The sequence below is a fragment of the Mesorhizobium subarcticum genome, from assembly GCF_055456085.1.
Genome location: NZ_CM144237.1, coordinates 3,164,605 through 3,178,335, shown reverse-complemented (window position 1 = coordinate 3,178,335; position 13,731 = coordinate 3,164,605). Strand labels below are relative to the sequence as shown.

Annotated in this window: 12 protein-coding genes; 2 read left to right on the top strand and 10 right to left on the bottom strand. The window is 63.2% G+C overall.

What is annotated here, in order from left to right; all coding sequences use genetic code 11:
- Positions 1–11 precede the first annotated feature (11 nt).
- Together ACZYHG_RS15435 and ACZYHG_RS15430 are read right to left on the bottom strand one after the other, a co-directional pair.
- Entirely contained in the window at positions 12–2,021 is a 2,010-nt protein-coding gene (locus tag ACZYHG_RS15435; RefSeq protein WP_464614525.1) for a CocE/NonD family hydrolase, read from the bottom strand.
- Between the two features lie 178 nt (positions 2,022–2,199).
- A complete protein-coding gene (locus ACZYHG_RS15430; protein ID WP_464614524.1) occupies positions 2,200–3,120 on the bottom strand; it encodes a LysR family transcriptional regulator in 921 nt (306 codons plus the stop codon).
- A gap of 118 nt (positions 3,121–3,238) precedes the next feature.
- Here ACZYHG_RS15430 and ACZYHG_RS15425 point away from each other — a divergent pair, with 118 nt between their 5' ends.
- Positions 3,239–4,234, top strand: coding sequence for a zinc-dependent alcohol dehydrogenase family protein (locus ACZYHG_RS15425; protein WP_464614523.1), 996 nt, complete (start codon positions 3,239–3,241; stop codon positions 4,232–4,234).
- A gap of 86 nt (positions 4,235–4,320) precedes the next feature.
- Here the strand turns inward: ACZYHG_RS15425 and ACZYHG_RS15420 are convergent, their stop codons facing one another.
- From ACZYHG_RS15420 to ACZYHG_RS15390, 7 genes are all read right to left on the bottom strand, one after another.
- The gene (locus ACZYHG_RS15420; RefSeq protein ID WP_464614522.1) at positions 4,321–4,773 is read right to left on the bottom strand and encodes a GNAT family N-acetyltransferase; all 453 of its coding nucleotides are present in this window, start codon (positions 4,771–4,773) and stop codon (positions 4,321–4,323) included.
- Positions 4,774–4,882: 109 nt separating this feature from the next.
- On the bottom strand, positions 4,883–5,692 hold the full coding sequence (locus tag ACZYHG_RS15415) for an ABC transporter permease (RefSeq protein WP_464614521.1): 810 nt from the start codon (positions 5,690–5,692) through the stop codon (positions 4,883–4,885).
- Positions 5,693–5,699: 7 nt separating this feature from the next.
- Complete coding sequence (locus ACZYHG_RS15410; RefSeq protein WP_027030421.1) at positions 5,700–6,584, bottom strand: ABC transporter permease; 885 nt, start codon at positions 6,582–6,584, stop codon at positions 5,700–5,702.
- Positions 6,581–7,681, bottom strand: coding sequence for an ABC transporter ATP-binding protein (locus tag ACZYHG_RS15405; RefSeq protein ID WP_464614520.1), 1,101 nt, complete (start codon positions 7,679–7,681; stop codon positions 6,581–6,583). Before ACZYHG_RS15405 ends, ACZYHG_RS15410 begins: the two co-directional genes overlap by 4 nt.
- A 109-nt stretch (positions 7,682–7,790) precedes the next feature.
- Positions 7,791–8,927, bottom strand: a complete 1,137-nt coding sequence (locus ACZYHG_RS15400) for an extracellular solute-binding protein (protein ID WP_032925498.1) — start codon at positions 8,925–8,927, stop codon at positions 7,791–7,793.
- A gap of 1 nt (position 8,928) precedes the next feature.
- Complete coding sequence (locus ACZYHG_RS15395; RefSeq protein ID WP_464614519.1) at positions 8,929–9,363, bottom strand: hypothetical protein; 435 nt, start codon at positions 9,361–9,363, stop codon at positions 8,929–8,931.
- A gap of 9 nt (positions 9,364–9,372) precedes the next feature.
- Positions 9,373–10,515: a mandelate racemase/muconate lactonizing enzyme family protein gene (locus tag ACZYHG_RS15390; RefSeq protein ID WP_464614518.1), complete on the bottom strand. Its 1,143-nt coding sequence runs from the start codon at positions 10,513–10,515 to the stop codon at positions 9,373–9,375.
- A gap of 80 nt (positions 10,516–10,595) precedes the next feature.
- On the opposite strand from ACZYHG_RS15390, the gene pdxR reads away from it, so the two are divergent.
- Positions 10,596–12,131, top strand: coding sequence for a MocR-like pyridoxine biosynthesis transcription factor PdxR (pdxR, locus tag ACZYHG_RS15385; protein ID WP_464614517.1), 1,536 nt, complete (start codon positions 10,596–10,598; stop codon positions 12,129–12,131).
- Here pdxR and ACZYHG_RS15380 read toward each other — a convergent pair.
- A complete protein-coding gene (locus tag ACZYHG_RS15380; RefSeq protein WP_464614516.1) occupies positions 12,082–13,698 on the bottom strand; it encodes a GMC family oxidoreductase in 1,617 nt (538 codons plus the stop codon). The genes pdxR and ACZYHG_RS15380 overlap by 50 nt on opposite strands.
- Positions 13,699–13,731 lie beyond the last annotated feature (33 nt).

The window sequence follows — 13,731 nt, the reverse complement described above, 5'->3', positions numbered from 1 at the left end:
CCTCCCTCTCCTCAGGCGAAATCGCGCCGGATGCGCCGGCTTGCCGAGGCACTGTGCACGAGCGTGCCTCGTTCTCGCGCCTCGAGCCGCCAACTCAGGTTGAAATGCGTTTCGTCGGATGTCAGCTCGGTCACGGCGACTGCCTCGGTGTCGGCATCGCCGCTGGCAATCGCCCAGCGATATTCGGTGACGAGTTTTGCCGACAACGGATCGTCGGCACGGATGCTCATTGTGTCGCTGTTGGCCGAGGACACGGTGATGGCACGGTCGTCGTAGCGTCGGCGTCCATGGTCGGAGGACAGCGCGATGGTCTGCACGCCCGAGCCGACATCGTCGGTGACGATGCGGCGGTCGAAGCCCTCGTCCAAGGTGGTGGTGGGAACCGGCGGCGCGGTTTCGGCGGGCTCGAAGCGGACATCGCGGTCGCGGGAGGACGACGGGCGCACCGGCAGCATCACCGTGCTGTCGCCGGTTACGACCGACAGCGTCGACAGCTTCGGCTGCGGCCACAGGATCGGCCAATGCTGGTTGGCCAGCGCCAGCCGGATGCGATGGCCCTTGGGTATGGTGCGGGCGAAATCGTTGAGCTTCAGCTTGACGCGGAACGGCGTTCCGACCGGACACGGCGTCGGATACTCGTGGCTGTCGCGGTGGCTGAGGTTGAGCACGCCATAGGTCATCAACGCCGAGGTGCCGTCGGGATAGACATCGCAGAGCCGCGCGGCGAGATTGACGTGAGGCTGGTCGACGCTGACGAGCAGATCGAGTTCCGGCGCACCCAACAAGGTGACGTCATCGTCGATCGGTGCGGTGTCGAAGCACAGCGCCATGCCGTCCTCGCGACGCTGGTCGATGGGCATGTCAGGACAAGAGCCGCCATAGCCGCCCCAGCGGCCGCAATCGCGGCCGGCGGTCGCCGGCGAACGGACTGAAAGCGTCGCTCCCGGCGCGGTCTCGCTTCTCAACCCGGCGGCGTTCAGATGCAAAACCCGACGCTCGACGCGCGGCGACGGCCACTGATCCTCGGCGGCCCAGTTGCCGGCATGATCGGGCAGGTAGAAAGGCTGCGGCCGCTCCTCGCCCGTCACCCAGACGCGGTAGAGCGGCTCATTCATGATGCCGGTGTCTTCGCCGCAGAGCCAATGGCGCCACCAGCGCAGCGCCTCCTGCAGATAGCCGATCAGTGGTCCCGGCGCACCGCGACAGGGATAGGCATGCGACCACGGCCCGACGATGCCGAGCTTCGGCCCCGGTAGATGTTCGAGCAGGCGCGGCACGAAGTTGGAATAGCTGTCCTCCCAGCCGCAGACGGCCATGACAGCGCATTCGATCGCGGTATGATCCTCGCAGACCGAACCTTGCCGCCAGTAATCGTCGCGACGCTGATGCGCGAGCCACACTTCCGAAAGCGAGCTTGTCGCCGCGAGCCGGCTCTCCCACATGGCGCGCCAGGCGTCGCCGACGATCTGCGGGTCGGGCGCCATCGCCTTCTTCACCAGCATGAAGTTCGACCACATCTCCTGCTCGGTCAGCAGCGCGCCTCCCATATAGTGGATGTCGTCGGCGTAGCGGTCGTCGGTGGCGCAGTTGGTGATGATGGCTTTCAGGGCCGGCGGCCGGCGCGCGGCGACCTGCAGCGCGTTGAAGCCGCCCCAGGAAATGCCGGTCATGCCGACTCTGCCGTTGCACCAGGGAAGTGCCGCCAGATGGGCGATGATCTCGCAGGCGTCTTCCTGCTCGCGCGGCAGATATTCGTCGGCGAGGTCGCCGTCGGAATCGCCCGAACCCCTGATGTCGATGCGGGCGCAGGCGATGCCATGACCGGCAAGCCAGGGATGAATGTCGATATCACGCGCCACGGTGCCGTCACGCCGGCGATAAGGCACCATCTCGACGACCACGGGCACCTTGCCCTCTGTGCGCGGACGCCACAGCGTCGCGGCAATGCGGGTGCCGTCGGCCAGCGTGATCCACAGCGGATCGACGGTTTCGACGGCAAAGGGAAACTCGGTTCGTACCACGGCAGGAACCCGCAAATGCTCTTGTTGAACGTTCGTACAACAAGAGCATTTGCGGCGCAATCCCGCTTCGCTTTTTTGACGCCGAATAGATGCGACGCGGGAAATAGACGTAAATTCCTTTGCCGCCAAGGCGAAGGAATTTGCGGTCTGACGGGCGCGCCTGAAGCGCCGAAAACAGCTAATCAACCGCCATTGGCAAATAGTCGGTTGCGCTCACCGAATGACGCATACGCTTGACTGCAAACTCGATGAAGGCACGCAATTTGGGCAGCGCCTGGCTGCGGCTTGGATGATAGAGCGAGAGGCCGGGCACATCTTCGCCAAAAGTGTCGAGCGCGGTCTCAAGCGCCCCGCTATCCAGATAGGGCATAACGAGCGAACGCGGCAGACGGAACAATCCAACACCGCGCAGTGCCGCCCTGATGCACAAATCAACATCGTTGATCACCAGGGGACCGGTGACCGCGATGGTGACGGGCCGCCCCCGAACGACAAAGCGCCAGTGATCCGCACCACCCGCATCGGTCCGATAAAGGATGCAGCGGAAGCCGTGCAGGTCTTCGGGGTGCATTGGCCGCCCTTGCGCCTTGAAGACACCTGGCGTCCCCACCACAACAAACCGCTCGGCCGGCGTCAGACGAATGGAGACCATATCCATTTCGACGAAATCACCGAGCCGTATGCCCGCATCATAGCCTTCCGCGACGATATCGATCGGACGATCCTCGCCAACGAGTTCGAGCTGGATCTGTGGGTGGGCAGCCAAAAAATCGGGCAGCAGGCGGTTGATCAGCAACGGCAAGGCTGGTCGCGGCGCGTTGATGCGCAGCTTTCCCCGCACGTCATCGCCCAACCCGCCAGCGGCGTCGATGCCGGCGCTCAACATATCCGCAGCCGGGCGCGCATGCGCAAGGAGTCGTTCGCCTGCCTCCGTCAGGTTCACGCTTCTCGTCGTGCGCACAAAAAGCGGTGAGCCGATCCGGGCCTCAAGGTTTCGGATTGCCTGGCTGACGGCGGAAGGCGTCACCCCGAGACGCGCGGCCGCGGCCCGAAACCCACGCAGCTCCGCAACGGCCAGAAACATGACCACACCGTCCATGCGGGCTCGATCTATTGTGAAGTCTGGCGGCACAGGCCGTACCGATATGAGGCGATTATCAAACAATCATGCTCCCGATAGAAAGAAATCACAAGGCATCAAGCCCCGGAGCAAGATCATGCGTTCATTCCACATCAACGGTTTTGGCGGACCCGACAGCCTGATCGTCAAGGAGAGCGAGATTCCAAAACCCGGTCGAGGTGAAGTCCTGGTCCGTGTCAGGGCGTCGTCGCTCAACTTCCGCGATCTGCCCATTTTTGCGGGCCAGTATCGGCCGCAAGTTCAAATTGGCCGCGTGCCGCTATCGGATGGCGCCGGCGAAATCGAGGCGCTCGGTGAAGGTGTCAAGCGCTTCCGGGTCGGCGACAAGGTGGTCAATTCCTTCTTTCCCAACTGGTTTGGCGGAACGCTGAACGCGGCTCCCGAGCAGTGGGTCGTCGACCATGACGGCTGGCTGACGGAATACAAGGTGGTCAACGCCGAGATCCTTGTTGCCATGCCGTCGCATATTAGCTTCGAGGAAGGTGCTACGCTTTCCTGCGCCGCGGTGACGGCATGGTCGGCACTCGCCGGTGTTCGCGCCGGCGACGTGGTACTCACTCAGGGCACCGGTGGCGTCTCATTGTTTGCCGTGCAACTGGCCGCCGCACTTGGCGCCAAGGTGATTTCGACGACCTCCAGCCATGACAGGGCACAGACGCTTCGCAGGCTCGGCGCGCATGCCGTCATCGATTACAATGCAACGCCCGAGTGGGGTGATGCGGTCCGCGACCTCACCAACGGTCGCGGCGTCGATCGAGTTGTCGAGGTCGGCGGCCCTACCACCTTGCCCCAGTCGATGAAGGCCTCCGCGGTTGGAGCGGAAATTGCCATCGTCGGCATCCTGGCAGGGTACGAAGGCAGCGTCGACTTCATGACCATGTTCATGAGCCGGGTCAGCTTTCGCGCAGTGACAGTTGGAAGCCGCCGGGATCTCGAGGACATGTGCCGGGCGATGGAACAGCATGGCATCCGGCCGGTCATCGATAGCGTCCATGCGTTTGACGACGCCAAGGCCGCCATCGCGCATTTCAGCGCGCGCAATTTCGTCGGCAAGGTCGTCATTCAGCACTGATCGCGGACGGCATGAACAGGATCCGCCATCTGATAGCCCGCGGCGGCTGGCGCCGCGATGCTTTCATCCGTGCCGCGATGCCGATTTCAATCGAGCGCTTTGGTCATGTAGACGCGGCGCAGGCCCTTTTCCTCGCCCCGGTGCGTCTCGACATAGCCAATGCGGGAATAGAGTGCGATGTTTTGCGTCATCTTCTCGTGCGTGTAGAGCCGGATCGATTTGTAGCCGGCGTCCCGAGCCGACTGCTCGGCGAACATCAACATCTTTCGGCCCAGGCCCGCCCCCTTTGCGGCAGGAATGACGGCAATGTTGTCCAGGAGCATGGCGTTCGCTTCGGGAATCAGCACGAGGACGCCTTTGATGATCCCGTCACTTTGCAGCACATGGACCCGCCGGTCGCCAATCAGTGCGGCATAGTCATCGAGCATCGGCCCGGGCTTTTGGCCAATGATGGGGATATAGTGAGAATACGCGGCCTCGACGATCGCCTCGACAAAAGGCAGGTCTTCCTCGACAGCGAGGCGGAGCCCATCGGTCACGTCACAATCCTCATCGTGAATCGGTCAGGGAAAAGCAGCTCACGCCCGATATGGGGAGCCGTCAAGTTTTCGCTGAAGGTCGACAACAAACTTCGTCCCCAACTCCGCGCTATTCAGCTGCCATGGCCGCACGTTTCTCGGAACGCCGGCGAGAAATTTCATAGCAGATGGCGCAGGCGAGCGTCACGCTGATCAGGATCAGCGCCAGCGCATTGATGGTCGGCGTGATGCCGCTGCGCACCTTGGAGAACACATAGACGGTCAGCGTGTCGTAAGTTCCGCGCGTGAACAGCGTCGTGTTGAAATTCTCGATCGACTGGAAGAAAGCGATCGCCGCACCCGCGCCGATCGCCGGGTAGAGATGCGGCAGCAAGATGCGCCGCAGCACCTGCGCGTGGCTTGCCCCGAGGTCGAGCGCCGCCTCCTCCAACTGCCGGTCGAAACTCTGCAGCCGGGCCAGCACGAGAAGCATGACAAAGGCGGCGATATAGGAGACCTGGCCGAGCACCGACAAATGCAGCCCGGCCGGAACCGAGAACTTGTTCCAGAACAGCAAGGTCGAGATACCGATCACGGCGCCGGGCGTCAGCACCGGCGCGACCATCAGGCCATAGAGGACCGAGCGTGCCGCGCCGGACAGGCTGTTGATCAGAATGGCGGCAGCGGTTCCGATAGGAATGGACAATCCGACGACGGCGAGCGCCACGAACAGCGTGTTGCGGAACGCACCCCACAGGCGCCCGTCATTCCACAAGTCGACGAACCAGCGATCGGTGAAGCCGACCCACGGATAGACGGACGGGAAGCGGGAATCGTTGAAGGCGGCACCGCCCATCACGACCAGCGGCAGCAGCATATAGAGCAGGAACACCACCATATAGGCGTGGAACAGCCAATCGGATCGGCGCGCCTGGCTCATGACGGACTCATTTCGCGATGTCCGACAGTTTGACGCGGAACAGCCGCATCACCACCGATACAAAGATCGTGCACAGCAGCAGCAGCATGAAGGCATAGGCCGAGCCGGTGTTCCAGTCCTGCGATTCGAACATCCATTGCTGGATGATCTCCGTGAACCACCGCGACGACGTGGATGCCAGCAGCGTCGGCACCAGGATCGAGCCGGCCGACAACATGAACACCATCACCGACCCCGATGCGATGCCTGGCTTGGCGTGCGGCAGGATCACCCGCCAATGCGTTCTCCACCACGGCGATCCGAGATCTTCGGCGGCCTCGATCTGGTTGGTGTCGAGCGACTGGATGGCGTTGTAAAGCGGAAACAGCATGAACAGCACGTAGGTATACACCAGGCCGATGATGACGCCGCGAAAGCCTGTAAGCCAGCGGATCGGCTGGTCGATGACACCGATGCCGAGCAACAGGATATTGAGCGGCCCCTTGAGCGCCAGGATGATGAACCAGGCAAACGACCGCAGCACCTCGCTGACCCACAACGGAACAAGGATGAGCAGGAACAGCGTCGGCAGCAGATTGCTGCGCGCCACCTTGGACAGATAGTAGGCGAGCGGATAGGCGATCACGAAGCAGAGGACCGTGACGACCGTGCTGTAGACGATCGTCCAGACAAACACCTGGATGTGGATCGGGCTGTGAAAGAAGGTCAGGTAGTTGTCGAAGCTGTAGAAATCCTTCGGCCCGCCAACTTCGGAAATCGGCAAATAGGGCCGGAACGAATTCTCGAACAGATAGAGGTCGGGCAGCACCACCAGCGCCAGCAGCCAGAACGCCGTCAGCGCCGCGAACAGAATAGAAAGCACGGGTCCGTAGCGGCGCAGGAGATCGTTCATGGGACGGCGTTCGCAGCCGGCGTCTCGTCGGCCAGAATAACGGCTCGCTCGGCGTCGAAGACCATGTGAAGCTTCTCGCCCGGCGACGGCACCGAACCCTGGCCGTCGTTGCGGGCCTCGGCCACGAGAATGCCGCCATGCGCGTCGCGGGCCTGGATGCTGATGAAATTGCCCTCGAAGGCGACGTCGGCGATCTCGACGGCAATTGCGTTCTCGCCATTGACCGGCTTGGCTACGAGCCTGGCGTGCTCGGGCCTGACATAGAGCTTTGGATTGTGGGCAGTTCCCGCATCCGGCCCGACGGTCGCCTTGAACGTCCCGACGCTGGTCTCGAACTGCGCCATGTTGCTGGCGATATTGCCGATCTTGCCGGCAAAGATGTTGTTTTCGCCGACGAACGACGCAACGAAGCCGTTGACCGGCTGGTTGTAGATGTCCTGCGGCACGGACACTTGCTGCAGCCGGCCTTGCGACATCACGCCGACGCGGTCGGACATGGCCAGCGCCTCGCCCTGGTCGTGAGTGATGTAGATGAAGGTCACGTTGGTGCGCTTCTGGATGGCGCGCAGCTCGGCGCGCATGTGCTGCCTGAGCTTGAGGTCGAGCGCCGACAATGGCTCGTCGAGCAGCATCACCTTCGGCTCGACGGCAAGTGCCCGCGCGATGGCGACGCGCTGCTTCTGCCCGCCCGAAAGCTGGCTGATGGTCTTGTCCGCCGCTCCCGGCAGATCGACCAGACGCAGCAGCTCTTCGGCCCTGTCGCGGCGCGCCTTCTTGTCGACGCCGCGTACTTCCAGCCCGAAGGCGATGTTTTCCCAGACCGGCATCAACGGAAACAGCGCGAGGTTCTGGAAGATCAGCGCGGTCGGCCGCTGATTCGGGCGGATGTCGCGCATGTCCTGGCCACCGATGGTGATTTTCCCCTCGCTCGGCCTGATGAATCCGGAGACCATGCGAAGGATCGTCGTCTTGCCGCAGCCCGACGGACCCAGGAACGAGAAGAACTCACCCGGCTTTATGTGAACGGTTACGCGGTCGACGGCCCGGAAGGAGCCGAAGTCCGCACATACGTTGTCGAGATCGACGCCCGCGCTCATGCTGTGCGTAGTCTGCCCTAATTCGAGAGAAATATGCTAGTCCAGATTGCCGCAGTGCAGCAAAAAACCGCCGGATTCCGTCAGAATCCGGCGGTTTGTCGCGAACTGGCTAAGCCGCCTTGTACTTGTCGGCATACTCGCCGCGCAGCTTGATGAACCAGGCCTGCTGTTCCGGCCACCACCACAGCTTCTGCGTCGCGTCGCTCGGAAGCGCTGAGGTGTAGAACGCCTTCACCTCGGCGCTGGCCAGGTCGATCGCACCCTTGGCGACCGGGTTGGCCGAGAAAGCGGCAGCCCAGCCTGCCGACCCTTCGGGCGTGGCGACCCATTTGGCGAATTCATGCGCCTGTTCGACGTTCTTGGCGTTGGACAGCAGGGCAAAACCCTGATTCCAGGCGAACGCGCCTTCCTTCGGCGCGATGTAGCCAAACCCGTCGGCACGCAGATTGTAGCCGGTGGAATCCCAGTTGAGGCCGATCACCGCGCCGTTGGTGCGGTAGGCTGCCTGGGCTTCATTTTCGCCCGACCAGAACTGGACGACATTCGACTTGGTCTTGACCGCCTCGGCGAGCGCGATGTCCCAAAGCTGCTTCATGGTGGCTTCGTCCTTGTAGCCGTCGAGCCATGGCTTGGGCAGCTTGCCTTCGCTTTCGAGGTAGCGCCCCATGGCGGCCAGCGCCGAATGCGGGCGCAGGCAGACCTTGCCCACGAACTTCGGATCGAACAGATCGCCGAGGCTGGCCTTGCCGTATTCGGTCGGCGCATCGGCCTTGGAATAGACGATCGCCTCGGTGCCCCAGACGCTGAGCACGATCATGCGCTTGCCGCCGACCGTCGCCATCTCACCCATCTTGCCGTCGGCCAGGCCGGGCAGATAGTTGTCGATGTTCAGCTTGCTGACGTCCCAGCCCTGGGTGAGCCCGTTCGAAGCCCAGCCGCCGATGCGGTCGACGGTCGGCTCGGCGACGTCGATGGCGCCGGTCTGCAGCGACAGCTTGGCCTGGGCAAACATTGCATCCTGGTCGGGCTGCTCGTTGAAGTTGACCTTGATGCCGGTCGCCTTTTCGAAGGCCGGGAAGACCTTTGCGGCGAGGTCGGGATAGCCCGCCCAGCCCATGAAATTCAACTCGCCCGACGAGGCGAGTGCCGCGCGCGAGATGAAAGCAGGAGCCGCGAGAGCGCCTGCGCCTACCGCCGTCACCTTCAACAAGGTGCGGCGGCTCACTGATGTGGTGAACCTGTTCAAGTCAATTCTCCCATTTTCCCAACGTTGATCGTTCACGTTTCGGCCGGCCGGCGTTCTCGGAAGCGGGATATTCCCCTGAATTTTGTTTTCTTACCGGCACACCGAAACGATGCCGGGAGGCTTCCTTGCAAGCCGGCGCAGCTTGCCATCCGACAGTGTTAGGGCCTGAATTGTCCCAGGACACTGCCATTCTCAACAAAATGGCAGACCATTCGCCATCCGTCGAGTCGCTGAAGTGTCGGCGACCGATATACCGCGCGGCGGATGTGGCCAAGGCCGTCATATGCGGATCGTGACCGATTTGTTCTTGCAGCAGTTGGCCAGGGCGATCAGCCCCTTTTTCCTGCCGATGCCGGCCAGCGGCGGCAGCCACCCGGCCTCCATCGATGAAATGGCTATCGGGCAAGCCGGCGAGTCGAAGATCGCGCCGCGCCAAGCGTATCCGTCAGCCCAGTTCGCTCTTCTGGTAGGCGGACTTGGCCAGCCACTCCGGGCAGATCTCGACGCCCCATCCAGGTTCGTCGGAGACGCAGACCTGCCCATCCTCGATGTCGTAGGGTGATTTCACGAAGAGACCTTCCTGCCAGGGATAGTAGTCCGGACCCTCGATCGAGAACTCGAGATATTTGCCGGCGCCATCGATGGCACGCAGCAAGTGCATCGTGAACAACGTCACCAGCCCAAGGTTGGCCGAGTGCGGCGTGACCGGCAGGCCGGCGGCCTTCGCCATCTTGCACACCCGCATGGTACGGCTGATCCCCCCAAGATAGAGGATATCCGGCTGGACGATGTCGACGGCGCGCATCTCGATCATGCGCCGCCAGGTAGCGATCTCGCAATCTTGCTCACCGCCGGTGACGGCGACATCCAATGCGTCCGCCACCTCCTTGGTCTGCTCAAGCTCCCAGTAGAGGCATGGCTCCTCGAAATGCTCGATGCCGTTGTCGGCAAGGATGGAGCCGACCTCGATCGCCCGCGCCGGCGAAAAGCCGCTGTTGGCGTCGACGAGAAGGGACGCCGACGTGCCAAGCGCCTTGCGGATCGTCGGCACGATCTGCTCCGTGCGGCCGGGCCATTCGTCGACATCGTGGCCGTACTCGGCCGCGACGCGGAACTTGAATGCATCGAAGCCGAACTCGCCCTGCAGCCGCTTGAAACGCCGGGCTTCGGCGTCCGGCGTGATATCGCGCTTCATGGAGGAGGCATAGGCCCGCAGCTTGCCCGGCGTGCCGCCGAGAAGCTCGACCACTGGCTTGCCGGCCTGTTTGCCACGGCAATCCCAGATCGCCGTGTCGAGCCCGCCCAGCGCGCGCTTCATGTACGAGCCGGGGAATTTGTGCTCGCGCTCGATCACCTTGTCGGTGAGCGCATCGACGTCATCGAACTCGACGCCGAGCACCCACGGCGCGACCTGGCGGTGCAGCACCGTCGAAGTTATGTCGGAGTGGTAGGTCGATACCTGGCCGATGCCCTGACCGCCGTCGGCGGTGGTGATGCGGACGAAACCGATGTCGCGGGTCGTGAAAGTCTCGATGCAGTCGATACGCATATGGCCAGCCCGGTCGATCTCGATACTGAGGTCTATCAACCTGACGGGCCGCGCGTATAAGGTCCATTATCGAAAAATGCGCGAGCCGATATAGCTTGCCATCGATGGAGCGAGCGAACATGGTCAAGCGGTCAGGGGGCGAATTGCTGTTTGCGATCGCCATCGATCGCAGCTCGACACGGTCCATCACCGCGCAGGTTTACAGCGCCGTGAAGCAGATGATCGTCTCAGGCGATCTGGCGGTCGGCAAGCGTCTGCCATCCAGCCGCACCTTTGCCAGGGAACTCGCCGTGTCGCGCACAACGGCGATCGCCGTGTTCGAACGGCTGGCGGCTGAAGGCCTGATCGTGTCGCACACCGGCTCGGGCTCATTCGTGTCCGATGTCGCGGAGGCCCAGCGCCCCCGCGCCACGGTGACGGTGGGCAACGAACGCCCAGCCACGACAAAGCTGGCGGACCTTATCGCCGAAGCTTCGCCGCGCTTCCTGCAGCGTCTGTCGCACCCGCAGAAGCCACGCGCCTTCGTCACCGGAATGCCGGCGTTCGACGCGTTTCCTCTGGCCATCTGGTCGCGGCTGTCGGCCAAGCACTGGCGCCAGCCGCGCGACGCGATCATGGGCTACTCCGACCCGAATGGCTTGCCGCTGCTTCGGCAGGCGATCGCCGAGCATCTGCGCGCCAGCCGTGGTGTGGTCTGCGAGGTCGAGCAAATCTTCATCGTCAACGGCGCACAGCAGGCATTCGACCTGATCGGCCGCGTGCTGCTCAATCGCGGCGATGCGGTATGGTTCGAGAATCCCGGTGCGATCGGCGCGCGCAACTCGCTGATCGCCTGCGGCGCAACGATGGTTCCGGTTCCGGTCGATGCCGAAGGCCTGTCCGTGGAGGCGGGACTGGGCAAGGCACCGGACTTCCGCCTGGCGTTCGTGACGCCGTCGCACCAGCACCCTTTGGGCGTGGAGATGAGCCTGCGGCGCAGAGCCCATTTGTTGCGCGTCGTCAACGACCGCGATGCCTGGATCATCGAGGACGACTATGATGGTGAATTCCGTTACGACGGCCGGCCGCTGCCGACGCTGAAGAGCGCCGACCATGCCGAGCGCGTGATCTATGTCGGCACGTTCTCCAAGTCGATGTTCCCGTCGCTGCGGCTCGGCTTCTATGTCGCCCCACGGCCGCTGGTCGCGGTCTTTCAGAGAGTTTCCGGCGCCTTCCTCCAAGGGGTCCCGTCGAGCGTCCAGGCGGTGATGGCGGCCTTCATCAACGAGGGGCATTTCTCGACTCATCTTCGCCGCATGCGCGATATCTATCGGGAAAGGCATGAGGTTTTCCACGACGCGGCCGACCGGCTGCTCGGCGGCCTGCTCGATACCGTGCGGTCCAACGCCGGGTTTCACGTCGTTGCGCGGTTTGCCCAGTCGGGGCACCGGGAAGATGCGGTGCGGACCGCAGCGGAAGCCGCCGGTGTCCTCGTCTCCACGATCGGACGATTTTGCATCGACCCCGTCGCCGATCAGGGTCTCGTGCTCGGCGTCAGTGCCATCGACCCGCGCAGCATCCGCAAGGGGGTCGAGTTGCTGGCCAATGTGTTGGAGCAGTCATCGATCAGGCGTGGTCTTCAAGCACCATCGCAGCACCCTTTTCCGCCACCATGAACGTCGGCGCGTTGGTGTTGCCCGATGTGACTTGGGGGAATACCGAAGCGTCGATCACCCGCAGTCCCGACAGACCGTGGACCTTGAGGCGATGGTCGACGACCGAAGACCGCGGATCCGGGCCCATGCGGCAGGTGCAGGATGCGTGGAAAATGCTGCCCGAGCGGCGGCGAATGTCGTCAGACAGTTCCTCGTCGGTCGTCACGGCAACGCCGGGATCGAACTCTTCTTCGATCAGTTCCGCCATCGCCGGCTGCGCCGCGATTTTGCGTATCAGCCGCACACCCGCCAGCATTTCCGCCATATCCGCTGGGTGGGAGAGATAGTTGGGGTCGATGACCGGGGCGGTATCCGGATCGGCCGAGGCGATGCGAATGCTGCCCCGGCTCCTTGGCCGGCAGTGCGAGATGCCGATGAAAAACCCCGGAAACGGGTCGGGCAGGGTCAGGCGCCGGACGCCCGGTGTCGGCTTGCTGTAGCTGACCGGCGAAAAGTAGAGCTGGGTGTCGACATGACCGCGCGCGGGGTCGGAACGGACGAAGCCGCCGGCCTGGTTGACGCTGAGCGACAGCGGCCCGTCGCGGAACGCAAGATAACGCATGCCCAGCATCAGGCGACCGGTCCACGACCGCAATTGACCGTTCAATGTCGGTTTGCGGGCGCGATAGAGATAATCGATACCGAGGTGGTCCTGCAGATGCTCGCCGACCGCCGGCAGGTCGTGGACGACAGGGATGCCCAGCGTTCGAAGCATCTCGCCCGCGCCAACGCCCGAGCGCTGCATCAGGGTTGGCGAACCGACCGCCCCTGCCGAGAGGATCACCTCGCGACGTGCCCTGGCCGTGTGTTTTGTGGCGCCCGTGGAATAGTCGACGCCGACGACCTTGCGACCTTCGAAAACAAGCCCGGTAGCCACTGCACCGGTCACCAGCTGGAGATTGTCGCGTTTCAATGCCGGGTGAAGGAATGCGGTCGCCGCGGACGCCCGCATGCCATTGCGTGTCGTGATCTGGTAGATGGCGACCCCTTCCTGCTGACGGCCATTGTAATCCGGAGTCGCTGCAAAGCCTGCCTGCCCGGCCGCGGCAAGAAAGCCGTGGCTCATGGGATGCACGCCGCCGGCCATGTCGATGACGTCAAGCGCCCCGTCGGTGCCGCGCTCGACGCTCGCCTTGCCATGAAATCTTTCGAACGATTTGAAGTGGGGCAGAACATCATCCCAGCCCCAGCCGGGGTTGCCGGCATCGCGCCAATCGTCGAAATCGCGCTGCTGTCCGCGCACGAAAACCATGGCGTTGATCGAACTCGAACCGCCCAGCAGCTTGCCGCGCGGAAAGTAGATCCTGCGGCCGGCCAGGGCCTCCTGCGCGCCTGACCAGAACATCCAGTTGACGCGCGGATTGTAGAAGCTGTGGCCGTAGCCGATCGGCATGCGGACCATGAAGCGACGGTCGCTGCCGCCGGCTTCCAGCAAAAGCACGCGATGCTTTCCGGATTTCGTCAAGCGGTCAGCGAGCAGGCAACCGGCGGTGCCGGCACCAACAATGATGAAGTCGAATTCCGCCAACGTCCGGTTGCTCCCTTGCAACCTCGGTCTACA

What these genes read in the sequence shown, in the direction of transcription:
- ACZYHG_RS15430 (WP_464614524.1), bottom strand. Translation starts at nt 3,120, where the DNA reads ATGGACGGTGTGGTCATGTTTCTGGCCGTTGCGGAGCTGCGTGGGTTT.
- ACZYHG_RS15425 (WP_464614523.1), top strand. Translation starts at nt 3,239, where the DNA reads ATGCGTTCATTCCACATCAACGGTTTTGGCGGACCCGACAGCCTGATC.
- ACZYHG_RS15415 (WP_464614521.1), bottom strand. Translation starts at nt 5,692, where the DNA reads ATGAGCCAGGCGCGCCGATCCGATTGGCTGTTCCACGCCTATATGGTG.
- ACZYHG_RS15410 (WP_027030421.1), bottom strand. Translation starts at nt 6,584, where the DNA reads ATGAACGATCTCCTGCGCCGCTACGGACCCGTGCTTTCTATTCTGTTC.
- ACZYHG_RS15405 (WP_464614520.1), bottom strand. Translation starts at nt 7,681, where the DNA reads ATGAGCGCGGGCGTCGATCTCGACAACGTATGTGCGGACTTCGGCTCC.
- pdxR (WP_464614517.1), top strand. Translation starts at nt 10,596, where the DNA reads ATGGTCAAGCGGTCAGGGGGCGAATTGCTGTTTGCGATCGCCATCGAT.